Raw genomic sequence first — 21,737 nt, forward strand, 5'->3', positions numbered from 1 at the left:
GCCACAAATTTTAAAAACAAACAGAACCATGAAACATTTACTTAGTATAATTTTAGTTGTTGGGTTAATGAGCAATCTTTTTGCGCAGGATGTAAACTGGGAACTTATCGAAAAAACGAATGCTGACAACATTTTGTCAAAAGGCACCAAATCTACGGATGTACTTTTATTGGGCACTTTCCATTTTAATTATCCGGGACTGGATGATCATAAAACTGCTGAAGAAGATAAAATGGATGTTCTTTCTGTACAAAGACAACAGGAGTTAAACGATGTGTTGATGGTACTGAAACGGTATAATCCGACCAGAATATATGTAGAATCTGAAAATCAGGCATACCACGATTCACTATATACGGCGTATGTCCGGGGTAATTTTACACTTAAACGAAATGAGATATACCAGCTAGCATACAGGCTGGCTAAATTATTAGGCCATAAAAAGGTATATGCGGTAGATGCCGGAAGTTTAAATTCTGACTTTGGTAATAAGCTGAACAGCGAGGAACAAAAGGCCTTTAAGGAAAAAATATTCGGGAAGAACTCTCAACTTGTAAATAAAGAATTAAATGATCAATGGGACGGTAAATACAAGCAGTTATATAAGGCCAATGATATTTGGAGTAAGGAAATGACCCTGTTGGAAATATTTATTGCTAACGCAAGACCGGAAAATTTAAGACGTGCTCACGGTCATTATTTAACAGCAGGCTTCAATACCGAAAATAACCTCGGACCTGATGGTCTGGCCATGTGGTGGTACAGCAGAAACCTGCGAATATTCAATAATATCCTGAAAACCCAGCCTCGGGAGGAAGATCGCTTATTGGTATTGTTTGGAAACGGGCATATGTCTATCCTTAATGAATGTTTTAAAGCTTCCCCTCAGTTTAATGTGGTTTCTTTAGAGCGCCTGGTAAAGGATTAAAACTTCAGAACCCTTGTTCAAATAAGAAAATGCAAACCTGATATCCGGTTGTGTTTTCTTATTGACAAAAGGCGTTATTAAAGAGCATGAAAGTCATAGATTACCATTCATCGAAGCGTGGTGATACTAAAAACACTAAAATGGGTTGTTATGGTACCCTGATAGGCTTATCTAGGGCTTTGGTAGGGAGATGACAGGGCTCAACCCATATTAAAACACCTTGAAACGGGGAGTTAAACTTTGTATTTATGTAGGTTAATTTTTTAATTATAAGAGCCGGTATTTTATATGGTATAAAAAAGGATTAAATGGACTTTAGGGGTGAGATTGTCAGAAAATCGATGTGTAAAATCCTGAAATTAAGTGTTTTTAAGGGTAATACTTCTGATTCTGAATAACAGAGCAAATATTGCTAACCAAATGTAATTCATACACATAGCATTTGGTTTATAATAGTTGATATATCAATTAATATTTCAGTATATTTGTTTGATATGTCAAAAAAATTAAATCAAATGGAAAAAGAAAACAATCGAAGATCCTTTCTTAAAGGATGTGGTTTGGCAACCATCCCTTTAATTCTCCCAACCGTTGGTCTGACTGCTACTTCACTGGCAAATGCAAGTACAGTACGATCAGTTTCCAAAGAGCAGGCCGTGAACTTTATTTTTGACGGATTGGCTTTTTCACCTGATGAGTATCTGGATAAATTAATTGAAATTACAAAGCAGAGTACTATAGAACCTGACTTTTACGGACAAGAAGGTTCTATAAGATTATTGGAAGAAAATTTCGCTAAAATAACAGGCAAAGAAAAGGCTGTTTATTTACCTACGGGTACTATGGCAAACCAGGTAGCTATTAAATTACTTAATGGGATGAACACCAAAGTAATCGTTCCGGAAAATTCGCATATCTTCAGAGATGAAGCAGATGCAGCCCAAAGTGTACATAGCAAGCGTCTCGTTCCGATAGGAAAAGGTGAACCTTATTTTAGTTTAAATGACCTGAAAGATAAAATTAATTATACAAATGAAAGTGAAGTTTTTAAAAGCGGGCTGGGGACAGTAGTTATAGAGAGTCCGGTGAGAAGGGCAGATGGTGTTGCTGTTCCTGTAGAATCCATAAAGGAAATATCGGCTTATTGTAAACAGCATGGTTACAAAATGCATCTCGACGGTGCCCGTTTACATTTAGCAGCGGCTTATACAGGTGTTTCAATCTCAGCATATGCGTCGTATTTTGATACGGTTTATATCTCCCTGTACAAATATTTAAATGCAACCGGAGGAGCCATTCTCTGTGGAGATGCCAAAATGATAGATCAGGTAGCCCATCAGGTAAAAATACTGGGAGGTACTGTTTATCAGAACTGGAGTAGTTCGGCCATGGCATTACATTATCTTAAAGGGTTTAAAGAGCGCTGGAAGAAGGTGCGGACTGTTTCAGACAAATTAATCAATGCCTTGAACAAGCTAGAAGGTATTCAAATAAAATCTATAAAAAACGGAACCAATATTTACGATTTGTCTCTTGGGAAGGAGGTTAATTTAAAAACCCTGGCAATATATCTCTATGAAAATCATAATATATGGTTAGGCAGAGCTAACGATAAGGGTATCGTTAAATTCACTATAAACGAAAGTATACTAAGTAGAGATATTCATACAATTATAGCTGCCTGGGAGGCGGGGGTACAGAAGGCTCGCGGTTAAGTAGTGTAAACCATATAAATACAACATTCCAACGCTTATACGATTATCATTTACTCTTTATTAATCAGAGGGAGTATTACCATGTATATCAGAGTAGTTTTGATAATGCTATTATACCTTCCTCGAATTCTTTACCGGTAAGTGATCCATATCCTAAGCGTATGTCATTTACCGTTTGGTTAAAACTGTAGGTTTCGGGACTAATAATTTTTATGTCTTTATGTTGAAGTTTATCCGATACCTGCAACCAGTCTGTCGGTTTGTTTGGCACCACCCAAAAAGCCAGTCCGCCTTCGGGGATATTGTATATTGCTTTGTCTGCAAGATGTTTATCAAGTATAGCAGCGGCAACATCTCTTTTTAATTTATAATGATTTGTTGCTTTTTTAATATGTCTTTTTACGGTACCGTCTTTGATAAGCTGTAATACCGCTTGTTCCATAATGCTATCTCCCTGTACATCGATAATTTTCCTGAGGCTTCCCGTACTATTAATTAAAGAGCGATTATTGCTTGCACGATAGCCTATGCGTAATGCCGGTGCAACAACTTTACTCATAGAACCTTCTGAGGCTGCAAATATACAATCCAGCGATATTGATTACCTGAATGCCCATGCTACTTCGACACCTCAGGGTGATTTGATCGAATTAAAAGCCATAGAAAGGGTTTTTGGTAAAGAGTGTAAGCTAAACATAAGCGCAACAAAATCTATGACAGGTCATCTTTTAGGTGCCGATGGAGCGATAGAAGCTATCGCCTGTATAAAAGCTGTTGAACAAAACATAATTCCACCTACCATAAATACCTCTAATGTAGAGCCTGCCTATAAAGATGTTTTCGATTTCACCTTGCAAACTGCCCGGCAAAAGGAGGTACACTATGCTATGAGTAATACCTTTGGTTTTGGGGGCATGTAGCAACAACAATTTTTAAAAAGTATGCTGCTAATTCAAATGAGTGTCTTTGACGACAATCGATGTACATTTAACGGCTTATAACAACCCATGATAAATTAAAATAAAGATCCTTTTGTTTTTCTGATCGTATTATTGGTGTGATGTAAGAATTAACATATATTTATATCCTAATTTATTTATTAATACCAACCATCTGTCAGATGAAAAAAACACTATATGTATTATTTCTTTTGTTAACCCTGCCGTTATGTTCGCAAAATTCTGTTCATGTAGTACTCAATGATTCGAGTAGTTTACGACTCTCCGGTTTAAAAATAGATGTTCAGATAACAGGAAACTTTGCTACCACTACCTACGATATGCAGTTCTATAACGAACGAAACCGGACACTGGAAGGTGAATTAAGATTTCCTCTGGGAGAAGGACAGGCGGTATCGCGATTTGCCATGGAGGTGAACCGCGAGTTAAGAGAAGCTGCAATCGTAGAGAAAGAGCTGGCAAGGGTGGCCTTTGAGAGTACCGTGCGACAGAACATCGATCCGGGACTATTGGAAAAAACAGAAGGTAATAATTATAAAGCGAGAATATATCCTATCCTGCCAAGAGCGCATAAACGTGTGGTTGTTTCGTATGAACAGGAATTAGCTTCATCAGATGGCGTATTGGTTTATGAATTACCACTGGGGATTGATGAATTATTAGATCGTTTTTCGATACGTATGGAAGTCCGCGGAAGTAACAAAACTCCAATTGTTTCCGGTAGCGACTATCAACAGATCAGGTTTAATGAAAAGGGTGAAGGCTATGGGTTTTATATGGAAAAGGAAAAGTTCAGGCCTCAAAAACCACTTATAGTTCAGATTTTCAATGACAAAAAAGAAAACAAAGCCTTAACTTATAAAGACTATTTCTACCTGTATCAACAGCTGAAACCTCAAAAGCGGTTAAAAGAAAAACCGGAAAGTATCACGTTGTTGTGGGACGCTTCCTATTCTATGAGATACCGGAACCTGGAGAAAGAATTAAAAGTATTGGACAACTATTTCGGCTATCTCGAAGAGGCAGAGGTTAGTTTTATAGCTTTTAATAATAAGATCCAAACGGAAAAAAAAGTAATGGTTAGCCGGGGGGACTGGAGCGCTGTCAGGCAACTTATTCATGAAACGGAATATGATGGCGGGACCTCATTTAATCTCTTCAACAAAAAAGAGCTGAATGCAGATGAAATTCTCTTGTTTTCGGACGGATTGGCAAATCTCGGCGATTTCGATAAAAAGATAAAAACACCTGTATATACGATCAATTCCTTAAGCGCTGCCAATCACGGAAAGCTAAGCAACTTAGCTGTTGCATCAGGAGGAACTTATATGAATCTGAGCCGGATGACATCGGCAAAGGCTTCTGAGCTGCTCAAATATGAAATTTTCCAGTTTTTGGGAACCCGACACGGGAAGGAGATCAGTGAAGTATATCCGAAAAACGTAGTTAATGTAACAGAAGATTTTTCCATTTCAGGAAGGTTTACAAATGCCTCAACCGTTACCATGTTATTTGGTTATGGCGGAAAGGTAACCGGCGAGATCACTATTCCTGTTCAGGCGGCTGAAAGTAATAAGCTGGTTAAAAGATTATGGGCCAAAAAGAAATTGGAATACCTTAACAGGAATAAGGAAGCGTCTAAAGATGCTATAATAGCCCTGGCGAAAGCCTATGATTTGGTAACGGATTATACTTCCATGATTATTCTGGACAGGATAGAAGATTATGTCCGCTACCGGATAGAACCCCCTATGGAATTGAGAAGGGAATATAAAAGCAGATTGGCATTACTTGATGAAGAAGAAGCATATCGTCGGGAAGCGTTAGCATCCCGTAAAAACATGCTTTCTGAAAATTATGATGACTTAATGACCTGGTATCGAACTGTTTTTCCTAAAAAAGAGGATAGAGAAGATAAAGTAACGACTTCGGAAACTCAACCCCATTCTGATAACAATCCCGATTCGGGAACTGAATCTTCGACGGAGTTACCTACAAATGAAGGAACGCCAGCAGATCAGAACAACCAGACCAGAAGGGCGACGGTTCAAAGAGCGATCGATACTACCAAAAATATAGTGTCCGGAATAGTCAGTGACGCCGATGATGATTACCCTTTGCCCGGGGCTAATATTATGGTTAAGGGGAAAAATTACGGTACTACTGCTGATTTCGACGGCAATTTCAGTCTCAATGCTGAAATTGGAGATGTATTGGTAATAACTTATATAGGTTATACTACCAGAGAATACACTATCCGGAATGCATCGCCTGTAATGATTAAAATTGAGGCAGATCACAATAGCTTAGAAGAGGTTGTTATTACCGGGTACGCTCCTTCTAAAGAAAAAGAAGTCACCTCTGAGTTTTCCGGAGTTCAGACTACCGAAAATGACAGAGAAACGTTCAGTCCCCACAGGGTATCGGCACCGATACACGATACACCTTTATATGTATTGGATGGGCTCGAAGTTCGAAACAACCCCTTAGCGGAGTTAAGTTCGGATGACATTGAATCCATCCAGACTCTAAAAGGGATCAATGCAACAGCTGTTTTTGGAGCGAGAGCCGCCAATGGCGTTATGATTATTACTACTAAGAAAGGGAAACGAAAAAACCAGCATCAGATCGAGGAGCTCCATGAGCGAATTGCCGATAAAATCGAATTAAAGTCATGGAATCCGGATACGCCATATATCAGTATATTGAATAAAGAGGCGAGTCCGGAAGCCGCTTATAAAAAGTATCTGCATATTCGCGATGAATATGCAAACAGTCCTTCGTTCTATTTAGATGTTTCCGACTTTTTCGATCGCAGAGAGCGGTCTGATCTGGCCGTTACCATACTAACCAACCTGATGGAGGTAGACCTGAATAACCATGAGTTAATGAAGGCATTGGCATATAAACTGGAGTATTATAAAAAATATGATCTGGCCGTAGTTGTTTATAAAAAAATACTGGAACTCCGTCCGGAGGAACCGCAGTCGTATCGTGATCTTGCATTAGCCTGTGAGCAGGCGGGTGATATTCAAAAAAGCTTCGATTTGCTGTTTAAAATTTACGATGGGCAATTACTTGAAAAAGACGAAGAAGAGCGTTTTGAGGGCATTGAGCAGATAGCCTATGTAGAGTTGTCTCGCCTGGTACATAAATATGATAAACAACTTAAGCTCAAAAAATCAACAAAAAACTTGTTTAAGTCTGTAGAGGTAGATGTCAGGGTTGTAATTGACTGGAATCACAACGATACCGATATCGACCTTTGGGTAATTGATCCGAGTGGTGAAAAGGCATCTTACGACAATAAGTTAACCGTAAAAGGAGGGAGGATGTCTGAAGATATGACGGAAGGTTACGGACCGGAAGAGTTTATGCTTAAAACATCAGAAAAAGGCGTTTATCAGGTGCTGGTTGATTATTTTGCTGATAATGTCCAGAAAATATCCGGACCAACGATTTTAAAAGTGTCTCTATTCTCCCACTATGGGAAACCGAATGAAGAAAAGAAAACTATTATAGTCAGACTCGACAAAGAAGAAGAGGAATTAGAAATTGGGAGACTTTCATTTTAAAAGAAGAACATCTAAAAAATATAGCATATGCAGGCAAGTGAAAGCATCACTTACAAGGATGTAGTAAACGCAGAACATGCAATTACAAATGCAATGAAGTCCGGCGATGTAAAACAGCTGGATTTATTATTGCACGAAGACTTACTTTTTAATATTTCCGGGGGACATACCATTACCAAGGATATGGATCTCGAAACCTATCGCGAAGGAAAGATTAAGCTTTATGATATTACTATGATAGATCAACAAATCAATATAATTGAAGATACGGCTGTTGTTGCCACAACGTTAGAAATGAAGGGTAGTTACCTGGAGCAATCTTTTGAGGGAACATTTAAGATTATACGTGTCTGGAAGTACATCAACAACAAATTCAAAGTTATTGCAGGAAGCAGTACCCAAATGTAATCAGAAATGAAAAATATTTTTTATGGTGTCTTTTTGTTATTGATTGTTTCTTGCGGGTATCGGACTCCTGAGGAGGATAAACACCCTGATTTACCGATATTTCCGGAACATACAAACGCTTCCATTCAAATCACACCTTTTTCGTGGGAGGGGAATGGTCTTCAATTTAACGATAATTACATTTTTGCCTCAACTCATAAAAGTTTGCTGGTATTAGACAGAAAGTTTAATAGGGTAAAAGAGATTGACGAAATTGTTTCTACCCATAGCATAGATAATGAGGGACAGGTGTATATAATAACCCGGACTGATGATGTTATGTCAGATCCAAAAGAGGTATATAAAATTAGCCCGGATAATAATTTTGTAAAGGAGAAAATGGAGGTTTTAATTATGCGCCCCAGGGAAGGAGTTCGTATCAGAGACTCTATTACTGCTGCCTTCAAAAATAAACAAAGTACAAATGAAGCGGTATCCGACAGTCTTATTGATAGCCTGGTTTATGTAGCATTTAATAAAGAACGGGAAGAATTGCCTTTAAGAATTAAAAAACTCGAAGACGATATTGTTGCTGTTTTTCCGCTGGATAATGATGTAAGTATTCTAAAATACAAGGATAAAGAAGTGGCTTTGTTCTCCACCTATAATCACATGGATTTTCTTAAGGATAAACGAAGTGGGGGACTCAAACCGATCAGGGAGTTGGAGAAGCGTCCAACGTCTTTTGATAAAGTTGTTTTAGGAAATTCTTTTTCCGGAAATCACTATGTGGGAGGTTATACACCTTACGGATTTAATTATATTGAGTTGACATTAGATAATGAAGTTACGCGATTCAAAGCCCATAATTCGAATAATGGTGACGGTGTACATATTTTGTATAAAAGTAAGGACACCATGATATTAAAAGATACCAGGGAAAAGTTATACTATGTAACATTAAAAAAATAATCACTTCAATTCTGAACCGGAGTTTTATTAGTCACTACCATAACAGAAAGCGTTATGTTTACACAACGGAAGAAGTATAAGTGGTAAATATTTCAAAAAATATTGTAATTATTCCCGTTAATAAGTAAGAAACTATTTATATTCGCGCTTCAAATTTTAACATAAAACATAAAAATGAAAAAAACTTTACTATTCTTGGGTCTTTTATTGCTTGCTTGTATCGAATCTCATGCACAAGTAGAATACAAAGTAATTACCAGTGTTGAATCGATTGTTCCTAATGGTTTGGGACGTTCGCGGATAATCAGTGCTGAAGAAGAAAAGAACTATAAGGAATATTCAAGCGTTCAGACGGAGGAAGATAATACCAGGAACAAATCGAAGAGGGGAGACATCCGGGTAAAAGATTTTGAAGAAACCAAACTTTTAAACTTTTACAACTTAGGAGGAATTCGCTTTCAGAATATAGCTGCCAACGATGCTTTAATCACTTCTAAAATCAATACGATGATTGAGGAAGGCTGGGAGTTGGCATTTGTAACCAGTGCAGTTGAAAGTGATGCAGGTAAAGGAGACAGCCAGGGAATTTTTATCACCCGTTATATTTTCAAGAGAAATAAGCAATAAAGCTATTTATTTGTTCCTATCAGGTTGAGCGCAGTCGAAACCTTTGTTCCCGACTGCGCCCGAGCTGATTATATGGTTTCTTCGATTTCTTCAGAAACAGCCGGCGTAGCTTCAGTGTCCTCCAGCACATTATATTTGTTTAACTGTTCTTCCTCACCTGTAAAATAAGGGAAAACATCTAATATCGGAGATTCAGCAATGGAAGGAATCGAATAATCACTCATTGTTTCTTTCATTACCTCAGTAGTATTTTCAAAAGCTTCTTTTATATCATTTGCCTGAATGAGCATGTAGATATTTGTTTTACGTTCCTTTCCGCTTTTTTCATCGAGGGTAATCAGGCTTACTTTGGTTTTAAACCAGCGATCGGAATTTTCAAAAGGATGTACCTCCGAGAAATTGGCAACTTTTATATTCATAATCTGAAACTCTTCGCTTGTTAATTCTGCCATGATCTCATTAATTCTCGTTTCCGCTTCTGTAAACGAAACAGAGTCAAGCAGGTAAGTTTCAGACGTTATTTTTTGTTCTCCGGTTTCATAGGTTTTACTGTATTTTACTTTGCATTCGTACCAGGTTACACTCATATTCTTTTAATTTTTTAGAGCGCCAAATGTAAAATTTTAACCTATGTTTAAACACGAATTTTGGTTTTAGTTGTTCACAATTTGATTTTTACAGACAAGAGTTATGGAATATCTCAAAGAGATAGAACCAGGGAAAGAAATAGGACATTTTTCTTTAATCAGGTAATGGATTTATGAGTTTTAGAATGCAATAACTTACTGATAATAAGTTGTTAAAATCAAATCTAGTTAAGTGTTACTTCAATTAATACAGAACAGGTATTTAGTTCATTACTATGAGGTTATGTCGTTAAACTAATGGTAGACCAAAGGATAATCAGAACCGCCGTAGGTGTCCCTGATGGGTACCGCCTCAGGGAAGCATCCGTTCATAATGATTTGCTGTTTGAGCATGTTTTAGATTTAAAACATGTGAATTCAGATCATTAACGAAGAAGAATATTCAAAACTACCGTAAGATCATCATATTTCGATTGTCACTCCATACAGGCCCGGGGTTTGTTAACCCTTGCGACGACCTTATTAGTCATTATTCAATTCATCTTTCAATGCGTGGTTAAAAACAGGAATTATCATAAATTTATACCCTCATACTATTTAAAATCATAAAATATCAGTGAGTGTAACACCCGGCTTTTTAGATCGTTTATTCTTGTTATTTGGAAGTATAGGAGTCGTATTGTCCCTTACCGCAGGGGTGGTGCTAACTTTGAAATCCCGATTATCGGGTAAAAACGATCATAATCCATTGTGGAACGTTTTCCTGGCGATCTACCTGCTGACCTTCGGGTTGCGGATGGGCAAGTCGTTGTTTCACTACTATTACACCATCACCCCGACAGTTCACACCCTCTTTTTAAGTCTCTTTTTTGCCATCGGGCCTTCCGTTTGGTTATATACCCTTACCATCACCCGACCACATAAAAAGTTTCGTCCGCTTGGCTTATATTCTCATTACCTCGTACTGCTGTTAGCCATATTGCTGAGTCCGGTGATTCCCGAATACGGCTCGCCTTACGCCTGGGTGTTTTATCTTGTTTTGTTTGTACACGGGTTCTTATACTGTTTTTATACGCTGTATTGGGTCCGTAAAAACAAGGGCTTATATCCAAATGATGAGAAAGGGAGGAAGCTTAGAAACTGGTTGTTGCTTCTTACTGTCGCTACTTTGGCGATATTGAGCAATGCCATAGGCATTTATTACGAGCTTATACCGTTTTATCCGGGGAGTGCTTTGGTGTTTACCGTAGTGATGATCGTTCTAATCACCTATATGCTAAAAAACTTATGGCTGTTAAAACCGATCCCTCAGAAGTATAAAGGCTCGGAACTGACTGCTTCTTTTATGGCGGTACATGAAAAGCAGCTGAACCGGCTCATGGCAGAAGAAAAATTGTTCTTGCAACCCGAGCTGACCCTTCAAAAACTAAGTGAGCAGATGGAGATAACCTCCAAACAATTATCGCAACTCATCAACCAGACGAAGGATAAAAATTACTCCTTGTATATTTCCGAACTCCGGGTAAGGGAAGCCATGAAAATCATGGAAAACGAGCAATACAAAGACTATAAAATAGCAGCGATAGCCTACGAAAGTGGCTTCAATAGTATTTCTTCCTTTAATGCCGCTTTTAAGAAAATTACGAGGCAGACTCCCGTGGCTTACCGAAATTCTTTGGCTGAATCGGCCGAATAGTATGCCAGAATCATGATGTAAGTAGTTTTTATGCACTGTGAAGCAGATTTTTGCATAAAATTTACAATTCACTCCTATGGTCATACCGTTGATAATTTACTTCGTTATCATACAAATCATTCATTTTTTAAGCAGCTGGAAGCTTTATAAACTGGCAGGGATACCGTGGTGGTATGCTATGATTCCCGTCTATAACGCCATCGTATTAATGAACATCATAAAGCGTCCCCCATGGTGGACGATACTATTATTCCTTCCCGTCATTAACCTGATCATGTTTCCTGTTATTTGGGTAGAAACCATCAGGAGTTTCGGGAAGGTCGGCACTTTCGACACCTGGCTGGTGATACTCTCGCTGGGATTTTACATTACCTATTTAAACTATAATCCGGCTTCCCTGGAGTATCGCCCGGACAGAAGCCTGAAACCGCGCACAGGAACAGGGGAGTGGATGAGTTCGATTTTATTTGCCGTGATAGCGGCTACCATTGTACATACTTATATCATCCAACCCTTTGTTATTCCCACATCGTCTATGGAGAAATCGATGTTGGTGGGCGACTTCCTATTTGTCAGCAAGGTACATTACGGTGCCCGAACCCCGATCACCGCTCTGGCATTGCCTATGGTTCACGATACCATTCCCTTACTTAAAACCAAATCGTATGTGTTTAGTGATGATGCTACCAAACACCAATCTTCATGGCTGAACAGCTTCCAGTTACCTTATTTCAGATGGCCCGGCTTTCAGCAAATAGAAAGGAATGATATAGTGGTGTTTAACCAGCCTGCGGACACCCTCCGGGATATGAATAATTTTCATCCCGATCGCAGTTACCTGAAACCCATCGATAAAAAAACGAACCTGGTAAAACGCTGCGTAGGGCTGCCGGGCGATACCTTAAGTCTGCACGATGGTTATGTATATATCAACGGAACAAAGACCGATAGCGAGCTTGAAAACCAATTGCAGTTTTCTTATATAGTACAGACCAACGGGAGCACCTTGTCGAAAGGCTATATGTATGATCGCTTTGGGGTTACGGACGATTTCGGCGCGATACAACCGGGGTTCTATTATTTTAAATCCCTGACCCGGGAAACAGTAAAAAAAATGCGTAAGAACCCGAATATAGTGGAGATAAAGCGGATCGTAGCCGACGGTAGTTCAGCATCAGAGCCTGTTTATCCTTATCCTGCTGTAAGTAACAATACCGTAGACGAGTATGCACCGATCTATATTCCGAAAAAGGGACAGCGTATCGGTATCAACCTGCAAACATTACTCCTTTACAAACGTGTTATTACAACATACGAGGGTAATACCCTGAAAGTGAACGATAATGCTATTTATATCAACGGCAAAAAGACCGACACCTATACTTTTAAACAAGATTATTACTGGATGATGGGCGATAACAGGCATAACTCTATCGATTCGCGGTTTTGGGGTTTTGTGCCTTTTGACCATGTGGTAGGGAAACCGGTACTTACCTGGTTAAGCTGGGATAAAGAAGGGAAAAAAATCCGCTGGAAACGCCTTTTTACCACCGTAAATAAAAAAGGAAAACAAAGGTCTTATGCGTGGGTATTGGGAATTCTGCTATTGGGCTATTTTGCTTATTATGGGTATAGAAAATGGTCTTTAAAGCGGACTTCGAAATACTAGCAGGAGTTGAGTCGAATACGAGAATTATAATGTGTAGCAAAAGGTTTAGCTTTTTTTGGTGTGGCCAAGCGATGGCAATTATTCGCAAAATATATATTGTTTTTAAAGGAGCTCATGAATGCTTCGCATTTGTTTTTAAAAATAAATACCATCAGCAGGATGTTCCTTATTTAGTACTAAAGCCAGAAACCGAATGTTTAATGACCCAAGTTCCAATTATTCTAATGAAAACAAATGCTTCTGGGATATTTTACATAATGTAGAATTATAGCTTACAAATGACCAGCCATAATTTTTTTAAAATCTTTAAAATCCAATGTTTACGGGTATTCTTTACGTGAAAATGGTTGACACTGATGTAATTAAAATTACAGTTGTTATAGGTATGTTGTTTCATTGATTATCTATTTTAAAACTAATATAATAATTTTTTATTCATTTGTCCTATAATTTATATTATGTAAAATAGAATATTTATAAAGAAACCCACAACTACAGCATTGCTTTGCTGTGGGCTTTTTATATGCTTGTTATCTTTTACTCCATAATCATATCAAAAACACCTTTTGTCAGGAATACGGCATTTGGTTCGAAACTATCTGTATTCTTGATTTCGATATAGCCGTTCGATACATTTCCAACTTTAATCGGGACTTGTTTATATAAAGTGTCATTGGTACGTATAAGTCCATAATAATCATTGTCTATTTTAACAGCTGCTTCTTCGGGTAAAGCATTCAGCGTATCTTGTGTGGTAATGATTTCAACTTCTACATACATTCCCGGCGCAAATAATTCAGTATCCTGAGCTTCTTTAAGGTCAATATAAACACTTGCAGTCCGGTTTTGCTCATCGATTGCTTTATTAATAAGTTTTACTGTACCGTTATAACTTTTCTCTGCATCATTCTGTACATTGAACCTAACTAATTGTCCTGTTTTTAATGATGGTAAACTCTTTTCAAACACCTGTGTTTTAATCTGTAAATGCCTGGTATCGGTAATACTAAGCGCTACATCTGACGGATTAAGATATTCGCCTTTCTGTGTGTTTAAAGCAGTAATATACCCATTTATTGGCGCCAATACACCTATGGTAGATCGTAAGTTGGTGGCATCTAAAGTATTCGGATTGATCTTCATTAACCTTAATTGCTTCTTTAGTGATTCGTATTGTGCCTTGATAACACTATAATCGGCCTCAGCTTTTAAGAGGTTCTTTTCGGAAGTAATCTGGTCTTTCATTAACTGTTGCTGCCTTTTGTACTCCGCATTCAGGTATGTTAACTGTCCTTTTGCTTCTAGAAAACGTTGTTGTACCTGGATGTAATCAGGATTTTCCAGTGTAAACAATAACTGTCCCTTGCGTACTTTATCGCCCGGCAATAACGATAACTCCTTTACATATCCCGAAAAATAAACACTAACCGAAGCTTTGCTATTTGGTGGTACAGTGAAAATACCATTGGCTTTTACCGTGCGGTTAAAGGCTCTCGGAGTTATTTTACCAACTTCCATCTGTGCCGCTTTAAACTGACTTTCCTTAATACTGATCAGATCATTTGCAGCATCTTGCTCCGGAATATTAATTGCTTTTTTAGTAAGGTCCTTCCCTCCTTCTGAATTACACGAGCTAAGTGTAAATACCGGAATCGCCAGTAGTAAAGCTGACCGAAACAGGATGTTTGTTATTTTCATTTTATATTGGCGTATCATTCTGTTATATAGTTTAGTTCGAGTACTGTTTTGTTGTAATTATATAAAGTTTCCAGTCGTTTAATTTCGATGTCACGTGCATTTTCGAGTAATTGTACGTACTGTAAAAAGTCAATTTCACCACTTTTATAGGCCTTAGATGCACTTAATGTAAGCTGATCGGCCATTTTTTTACCGGTTTCCTGATAGTATGAAAGGATGTGGTTATACTTTTCGAGATCGGCTTTTAGCTTCTCATCCCTCGATTGTAATCGCGCCTGATAATCCTGAATCTCATGATCGCTGATATCTTTTTGTGCTTTGGCTGCTTTTATTTTAGACGACTGATTGAAAAACCAGAGTGGAACGGTAACTCCTGCCTGGAAACCTCTGTATGTTTTTGCTCCGGCAAGACTATTTGTGCCCTGAAAAAACGATACCTCAATATCGGGTAATAAATTTTGTCGTTCCATTGATAGTTCTAAAGCCGATAATCGTTGTTTTTCGCGATAGTAGTTGATTCCGGGGTGACTGAGAGAATCTGTTTTCTCATACTCCAAACGCATCATGTCTGTTTCCAAGGCAGTAACAGCCTCCTCTGTTTGCAGAAGCTTTCTTAGTTCTAATATCGATTTTTCGTGTTCCTTCAGGCATTGCGTTAATAAGATGGATACCTCTTTTTGCTTTGTTTCAGCAGTCAGCTGCTCAAGCATATTGGTAGCCCCCAGCTCAAACTTACGTGTTGCTGCTTTAGCAAATGCTTTATACAAACTATCCAGATAGGTGTATTGGTCGATGAGCTGTTGCTGATATACAATCTGCATATAAGCGGTTGACACCTCCTTTTTAAGCAGACGTTCCTGTATATAGTAGGCCTGTTGAGCCATTGCGGATTCCTGTTTCAATGCTTTTCTACGTGTACCGTAGATGGTAGGGAATCTCATCTGCTGACTAACACCGAATACCCGTAATGCCTCTCCGTTTTCAGCTATATTGTTCTCGTCGTACTGGTAATAAACCTGTGGTTTTTCGAGATTAAATGCATTGCCTTCCAGATGCTCTGCCTGTTTCACTTTTTGCTGAGCGGCCCGGATACCGTGATTATTCTCAAGAGCCATATCAATAGCTTGTTCTAAACTAACCGTTTTTTGCTGCGACATACCTATAACGGGCAATAGCAATACAAGTAATGCTCCTATTTTTTTAGCCTTAAACGGTTTGAATTGCTGTTTTGTATCGAACCAGGCATACAATACCGGCAATACAACAAGGGTCAGTAAGGTAGCCGTTACCAATCCACCTACCACAACGGTTGCTAACGGACGTTGTACTTCTGCTCCTGCAGAGCCGGATATGGCCATCGGCAGAAAGCCCAGTGCAGCAGCTGATGCTGTGAGTAATACCGGCCGTAGCCTGTTTCTGGTTCCGGTTAAAATACGCTTGTGAATATTGCTCATTCCGTGTGCTTTTAATTCTTTAAATTCTTCTATCAGAACAATTCCGTTTAATACCGCAATCCCGAACAATGCTATAAATCCCACTCCCGCAGAGATGCTAAATGGCATTCCCCGTAGATAAAGAAGGAGTACGCCTCCGATAGCCGCCAGTGGAATGGCACTGTAAATCATCAGGGCCTCTTTTACCGAATTGAAGGCAAAATAAAGTAGTATGAATATGAGTACTAAAGCAATAGGTACCGCAATCTTAAGTCGCTGTGAAGCAGCCTGTAAATTTTCGAATTGTCCGCCATAACTAATCGTATATCCCGGTGGCAGATTGATTTCCTTATTAATGACTTCTCGGACATCATTTACAACCGATTCCAGGTCTCGGTTACGAACATTGATACCTACCACAATACGACGCTTGGTATTATCTCTGGAAATCTTCGCAGGACCTTTGGTATAATTAATATCAGCAAACTCACTTAGTGGTAATGAACGTCCATCAGGAAGGGTTATAGATGCGGTTTCGAGATGTTGTATATCGTTTCGGTGCTTCTGATCGAATCGCACTACCAGGTCGAATTGTTTCTCTCCCTCAAATACGGTTCCGGCGCTGGCTCCTGCAAAGCCCATAGTGACAATTCGGTTAAGGTCTTCTATATTCAATCCATATTTGGCGATCTTCTGCCTGTTGTAGGTTACCGACATCTGTGGTAATCCTGCAATTTTCTCCACAGAAATATCTGCAGCACCTTCTACATCCGTTATCGCCTTTTGTATTTCAAGGGCTTTTTTATATAGTATATCGAGATCTTCTCCGAAAACTTTAATAGCCACATCGGCACGAACTCCTGTAATGAGTTCGTTAAAACGCATTTCAATAGGTTGCGTAAATTCGTAATCGACTCCAGGGATCTCACGGGTTAAAGCCTCTTTAAACTTATCGGCCAGTTCGTCTTTTGTTTCTGCCGAAGTCCACGTGCTTTTAGGGTTGAGTTTGATCATGACATCGCTCTCCTCCATCGACATCGGATCGGTAGGTACTTCTGCAGCTCCTATTCTCGTTACTACCTGGTCTACTTCAGGAAAGGTCTTAAGAATCTGCTCCATTTTAGTAGTTGCTTCGATAGTCCTGCTTAACGAGGTACCGGTTTTAAGAACCGGCTGAATAACAAAATCTCCTTCATCGAGTGTTGGTACGAACTCCCCTCCCATTCTCGAAAACAACCATCCGGTTCCAATAAGCAGGATAGCAGCCATAGCGAAAACCACTTTTCGCTTTTTTAATGCCCATAATATTACAGGACGGTAGCTGTTTTCTAGCCATGTTATGAGTCGTTTGGAGATGGTATTTTTATTCGGATCTCCCGGTTTGATAAATACCGAAGCCATTACCGGTACATAGGTAAAACACAAGATCATCGCTCCGATAAGAGCAAAGCAAAAGACCAGTGCCATTGGTATAAACATCTTTCCTTCAACATTCGTTAACGATAAAATCGGAATAAATACAATAATGATGATAAGTTGGCCGAATACAGCCGAATTCATCATTTTAGTAGCCCCCTGAAAGGTGATTTTATCAATAAGTTTCTGTCTTTCTACTTTAGGTAATTGGAGGATTTGATTTCTCTGGCTCGTAATCCGGAAGGCAATAAACTCAACAATAATTACAGAGCCGTCTACAATAATTCCGAAATCGATAGCACCGAGACTCATTAAGTTGGCATCGACGCCGAAGATATACATCAGTGAAAGAGCAAACAACAGACACAAAGGTATTACCGAAGCTACAACAAGTCCCGAACGGAAGTTACCCAGCAGCAGAACCACCACAAATATCACAATCAGACACCCCAGGATAAGGTTTTCGGCAATAGTGAAAGTTGTTTTGGAGATAAGTTCACTACGCTCAAGGAAAGCATTTATTTTTACGCCCTCCGGTAATGTTAATTGTAACTCTGCTACACGGGCCTTAACCGCTTTTATTACTTCATTTGAATCAGCTCCCTTTAACATCATTACCTGTCCGAGGACTTTTTCACCTTCCCCGTTTCCGGTAATGGCTCCAAAACGATTGGCATGTCCAAAACCAACGGTAGCAATATCTTTAATGTATATTGGAACTCCATTCCGGTTATCAACTACGATGTTTTCGATATCCGGTATATTGTTTACCAGGCCCTCACCTCTTACAAAATAGGTCTGGTTTACTTTTTCTATATACCCTCCACCGGCAACGCTGTTATTGTTTTTTAAAGCGTCATACACTTCAAAAACAGAAACATTCATGGCTCTTAATCGCTCTGGATTGATGGCCACCTCATACTGTTTCAGGTATCCCCCCCAGGTATTTACTTCAACGACCCCGGGAATACCTGATAGCTGCCGCTTTACGATCCAGTCCTGAATTGTTCTCAGGTCAGCTAAGGAATATTTGTCCCTGTGCTCAGCATCTACATCAATAACATACTGATAAATTTCTCCAAGACCTGTAGTAATAGGCCCCATAAATGGCGAGCCGAAACCTTCCGGTATTTTTTCTTCCGCATTTTTAATCTTCTCTGCAATTAACTGTCGTGGCAGATAAGTACCTATTTTATCATCAAATACGATCGTAACTACCGACAAGCCGAATTTGGAAATCGATCTGATTTCTTTTACACCGGGCAGATTGGTCATTTCGAGTTCTACCGGATACGTCAGAAACTTTTCAACATCTTCGGTTGCCAGGTTTTTGGAAGTGGTAATTACCTGTACCTGGTTGTTCGTAATGTCCGGTACTGCTCCAATAGGAATATTAGACAGTGCATACAACCCATAACCTACGATTCCTGCCGTAAATAGGAATATAATAAGTTTATGGCGTATACTGTATTGAATAATCTTTTCTAGCATTTTGGCTATTATTTAGTATTAGCCAAATGTAGTTTTCCTATCTAAAGCTATTCTAAGTGCTTTCTTAAGATTCGCTTAAAATACGATGGTGAAAGTCGTGCCGTGATGTAATTCACTTTTTATATTAATCTTAGCCTGAATGGCATCTGCGGCCTTTTTAACTATGGATAGTCCGAGTCCGTTACCTTTAATATCCTTGTGGTTTAAAGCGTCGGATCGGAAGAAGGAATTAAAAAGTTTATCCATATCATCCTTTTTAATTCCGATTCCCTGATCCTGAACGGTACAGATAATTTCGGAATTCTTTTGATGAATACGGATATTGATGGCTTGTTCGCTATTTGAATATTTAATGGCATTATGGATAACATTTTCCATAATAAGCATGGTGTAGTACTGCGGGGTATGAAGTTCAAGTTCGGGGTTAAAATCTACATGAATATGTAAGTTTTTCTCCTGAATAAGCTGTTTGTTTCTCATAAGGATTTCATCGATAACAGTAGGAAGACTCACTTCCATTCCGGCATCGAGACTTTTACCCGAATCTATACGAGCCAGCAATAGTAACTGGTCTATAGTCTCCGACATGCGGTTGATTTCCTTTAAACTGTATTGTACTTTTTCTACATATTGGTCATGAGTCCTTTCTTTTCGAATAAGTACTTCAAGAGTCCCTCTAAGAGCCGCTAAAGGGGTACGCAATTCATGTGATGCATCAGATGTAAATTGACGTTCCCGTTCGATGGCATTTTCAATCCGCTGCAACAGCTCATTAAAATTGGCTGACAATTCATAGAGTTCATCCTTATGCTGCGGTAAATTAACCCGTTCATTTAAGTTATTCTTTGTAATCCGTTTGGTAGTGTTCGATATTTCAGAAATAGGAAGTATACTGCGACCGGCGAGATACCTCGATATAAAATAAAGTCCAATCAACACAGTTAAAAAAGAAAAAATAAGCACATTTTTTAGTTTCAGGATTACCATTTTAGACGATTCCATCGACATAGCTGCCAGGATATAACCCTTCGTTTCTCCGTTCTGTTCTATTGGAATCTGTACTTGCCGTATGGCCTGATTATGAAGCTCTGCATTAATATGATCTCTGCTGGTGGCATGATTTCGATACGCAAGACTTTCATGTTTAAGATTTGGGGATTTATCCATTAATTTCCCTTCTTTATCAATAATTTGAAGGAATACAGGATTCACCTGAACCTCTTTATGTTCTTTTTCTTCCCATTCGAGCTTATTTATAAATTTCAGACTGTCACCAACGATAATAATTTCATCTGTATGTCTATGAGCTTCATATGCCAAATCACTATCGAGGTTGTGGTATACAGTGCTTCTTACCACAAAGAATATAACGCTGAAAATAATCAGCATAATAACCGCAGTGGCGATCATATAATGTAATGCAATCCTATTTTTAAAACTTAAATTCATTTTTCAGTGGCAATATAGCCCACACCTCTCACGGTTTGGATATAGTTTTCTTTATCGGTGAGATTCAGTTTTTTGCGTAGGGAATTAATATATACATCTATAACACCGGTGTTATACTGAAAATGAATATCCCATACATTTTCTATGATTTTAGTACGTGTACAGACCTTCCCTTTATTTCGCAATAAGTATCCTAATAAGGCAAATTCTTTTTGGGTTAGAACCACCTCTTTATCATCCCGGAATACCCGGTGTATATCCTTGTTAAGGACAATAGGACCTAGTTCAAGTATGTTATGATCTCCGGCCGAGGTACGGAGTTGTACTTTAATGCGCTCTAATAATTCCTCAAAATGAAAGGGTTTTTTTATGAAGTCGTTGGCTCCTGCCTGCAGTCCAAACACAGTTTCACTAACTGTATCTTTAGCGGTAAGGAAAATAATAGGAGTGATTTGATGCTTTTTTCTGAATTGTCTGCAGATTTCAATCCCGCTTACCCCGGGTAGCATCCAGTCGAGTAAAAGTAAATCGTAATCTCCCGACATTGCCATATCAAGTCCACTAGTACCTTCTTCAGCTACTTCTACTGTATACAGCTCTTCTTCAAGACCTTGCTTAAGAAAGTTTGCTATGCCCGGTTCATCTTCGACTATTAAAATTCGCATACTACAAAGGAAATATAAATCAGAAATATAATCAACGAACCATCCTTAAGATTTGCTTAATTTTTGAAGATATAAATATGCCGGGCAACTTTTTTATAACTGTATTTCAGTTATTTAATTAACTCATGAAATATTATGAATTCTACCTATATTCTAATTAATGTTGATTATTTGTCTATTGTATAATCAGCCCTTTAATAATAATATACTTTAAATTTAGGTATAGAAATATTCCGCTTTCCTTGCGCCACATACCTCTATCAGGAAAACGTACAAAACATTATTAACCAAACTTTATTTTTATGAAAATCCGTATTCTATTTATTAAAAGCAGTTATGTGTTTATAGCTATAGCCCTTGTGCTGGTTTTGAGCTATATGGGAAGTTGCATTTCTGAATGGTATAAATAACAGAATCAGGCAATTTAGTAACGGACGCTTGTATCTCAGAATCCGAAGACATTTTTACCA

General features: G+C 38.6%; 15 protein-coding genes. 9 read left to right on the top strand and 6 right to left on the bottom strand.

Annotation, left to right across the window (positions count from 1 at the left end; all coding sequences use genetic code 11):
• Nucleotides 1-28 precede the first annotated feature (28 nt).
• Both MQE36_RS13290 and MQE36_RS13295 read left to right on the top strand, forming a co-directional pair.
• Nucleotides 29-928, top strand: coding sequence for a DUF5694 domain-containing protein (locus tag MQE36_RS13290; protein ID WP_242936465.1), 900 nt, complete (start codon nucleotides 29-31; stop codon nucleotides 926-928).
• A 494-nt stretch (nucleotides 929-1,422) separates the two neighbouring features.
• Nucleotides 1,423-2,643 carry a threonine aldolase family protein gene (locus MQE36_RS13295; protein ID WP_242936466.1) on the top strand — a complete coding sequence of 407 codons (1,221 nt, stop codon included), beginning with the start codon at nucleotides 1,423-1,425 and terminating at the stop codon, nucleotides 2,641-2,643.
• Between the two features lie 88 nt (nucleotides 2,644-2,731).
• Here the strand turns inward: MQE36_RS13295 and MQE36_RS13300 are convergent, their stop codons facing one another.
• Entirely contained in the window at nucleotides 2,732-3,202 is a 471-nt protein-coding gene (locus MQE36_RS13300) for an aminotransferase-like domain-containing protein (protein ID WP_242936467.1), read from the bottom strand.
• On the opposite strand from MQE36_RS13300, the gene MQE36_RS13305 reads away from it, so the two are divergent.
• From MQE36_RS13305 to MQE36_RS13325, 5 genes are all read left to right on the top strand, one after another.
• The gene (locus MQE36_RS13305; RefSeq protein WP_242936468.1) at nucleotides 3,171-3,563 is read left to right on the top strand and encodes a beta-ketoacyl-[acyl-carrier-protein] synthase family protein; all 393 of its coding nucleotides are present in this window, start codon (nucleotides 3,171-3,173) and stop codon (nucleotides 3,561-3,563) included. The two genes, MQE36_RS13300 and MQE36_RS13305, sit on opposite strands and share 32 nt — an antisense overlap.
• A 200-nt stretch (nucleotides 3,564-3,763) precedes the next feature.
• Complete coding sequence (locus MQE36_RS13310; protein WP_242936469.1) at nucleotides 3,764-7,177, top strand: VIT domain-containing protein; 3,414 nt, start codon at nucleotides 3,764-3,766, stop codon at nucleotides 7,175-7,177.
• A gap of 27 nt (nucleotides 7,178-7,204) precedes the next feature.
• Nucleotides 7,205-7,585, top strand: a complete 381-nt coding sequence (locus tag MQE36_RS13315; protein WP_242936470.1) for a nuclear transport factor 2 family protein — start codon at nucleotides 7,205-7,207, stop codon at nucleotides 7,583-7,585.
• Between the two features lie 6 nt (nucleotides 7,586-7,591).
• Entirely contained in the window at nucleotides 7,592-8,536 is a 945-nt protein-coding gene (locus MQE36_RS13320; protein ID WP_242936471.1) for a hypothetical protein, read from the top strand.
• A gap of 174 nt (nucleotides 8,537-8,710) precedes the next feature.
• Complete coding sequence (locus tag MQE36_RS13325; protein WP_242936472.1) at nucleotides 8,711-9,163, top strand: hypothetical protein; 453 nt, start codon at nucleotides 8,711-8,713, stop codon at nucleotides 9,161-9,163.
• Nucleotides 9,164-9,231: 68 nt separating this feature from the next.
• Here MQE36_RS13325 and MQE36_RS13330 read toward each other — a convergent pair whose 3' ends face one another.
• Nucleotides 9,232-9,750, bottom strand: a complete 519-nt coding sequence (locus tag MQE36_RS13330) for a DUF4494 domain-containing protein (protein ID WP_242936473.1) — start codon at nucleotides 9,748-9,750, stop codon at nucleotides 9,232-9,234.
• Nucleotides 9,751-10,366: 616 nt separating this feature from the next.
• On the opposite strand from MQE36_RS13330, the gene MQE36_RS13335 reads away from it, so the two are divergent.
• A complete protein-coding gene (locus MQE36_RS13335) occupies nucleotides 10,367-11,446 on the top strand; it encodes a helix-turn-helix domain-containing protein (protein ID WP_242936474.1) in 1,080 nt (359 codons plus the stop codon).
• Between the two features lie 76 nt (nucleotides 11,447-11,522).
• Nucleotides 11,523-13,115, top strand: coding sequence for a signal peptidase I (gene lepB / locus MQE36_RS13340; protein WP_242936475.1), 1,593 nt, complete (start codon nucleotides 11,523-11,525; stop codon nucleotides 13,113-13,115).
• Between the two features lie 537 nt (nucleotides 13,116-13,652).
• On the opposite strand, the gene MQE36_RS13345 is transcribed toward lepB, so the two are convergent.
• The 4 genes from MQE36_RS13345 to MQE36_RS13360 form a co-directional block, all read right to left on the bottom strand.
• Nucleotides 13,653-14,831 (bottom strand): efflux RND transporter periplasmic adaptor subunit, encoded by a 1,179-nt coding sequence (locus MQE36_RS13345; RefSeq protein ID WP_242936476.1) that lies wholly within the window; start codon nucleotides 14,829-14,831, stop codon nucleotides 13,653-13,655.
• On the bottom strand, nucleotides 14,828-19,153 hold the full coding sequence (locus MQE36_RS13350) for a CusA/CzcA family heavy metal efflux RND transporter (protein ID WP_242936477.1): 4,326 nt from the start codon (nucleotides 19,151-19,153) through the stop codon (nucleotides 14,828-14,830). Before MQE36_RS13350 ends, MQE36_RS13345 begins: the two co-directional genes overlap by 4 nt.
• A gap of 75 nt (nucleotides 19,154-19,228) precedes the next feature.
• A complete protein-coding gene (locus MQE36_RS13355; protein ID WP_242936478.1) occupies nucleotides 19,229-20,602 on the bottom strand; it encodes a sensor histidine kinase in 1,374 nt (457 codons plus the stop codon).
• On the bottom strand, nucleotides 20,599-21,267 hold the full coding sequence (locus MQE36_RS13360) for a response regulator transcription factor (protein WP_242936479.1): 669 nt from the start codon (nucleotides 21,265-21,267) through the stop codon (nucleotides 20,599-20,601). Before MQE36_RS13360 ends, MQE36_RS13355 begins: the two co-directional genes overlap by 4 nt.
• Nucleotides 21,268-21,737: the final 470 nt, after the last annotated feature.

This window comes from Zhouia spongiae, assembly GCF_022760175.1.
In the GTDB taxonomy this organism is placed as follows: domain Bacteria; phylum Bacteroidota; class Bacteroidia; order Flavobacteriales; family Flavobacteriaceae; genus Zhouia; species Zhouia spongiae.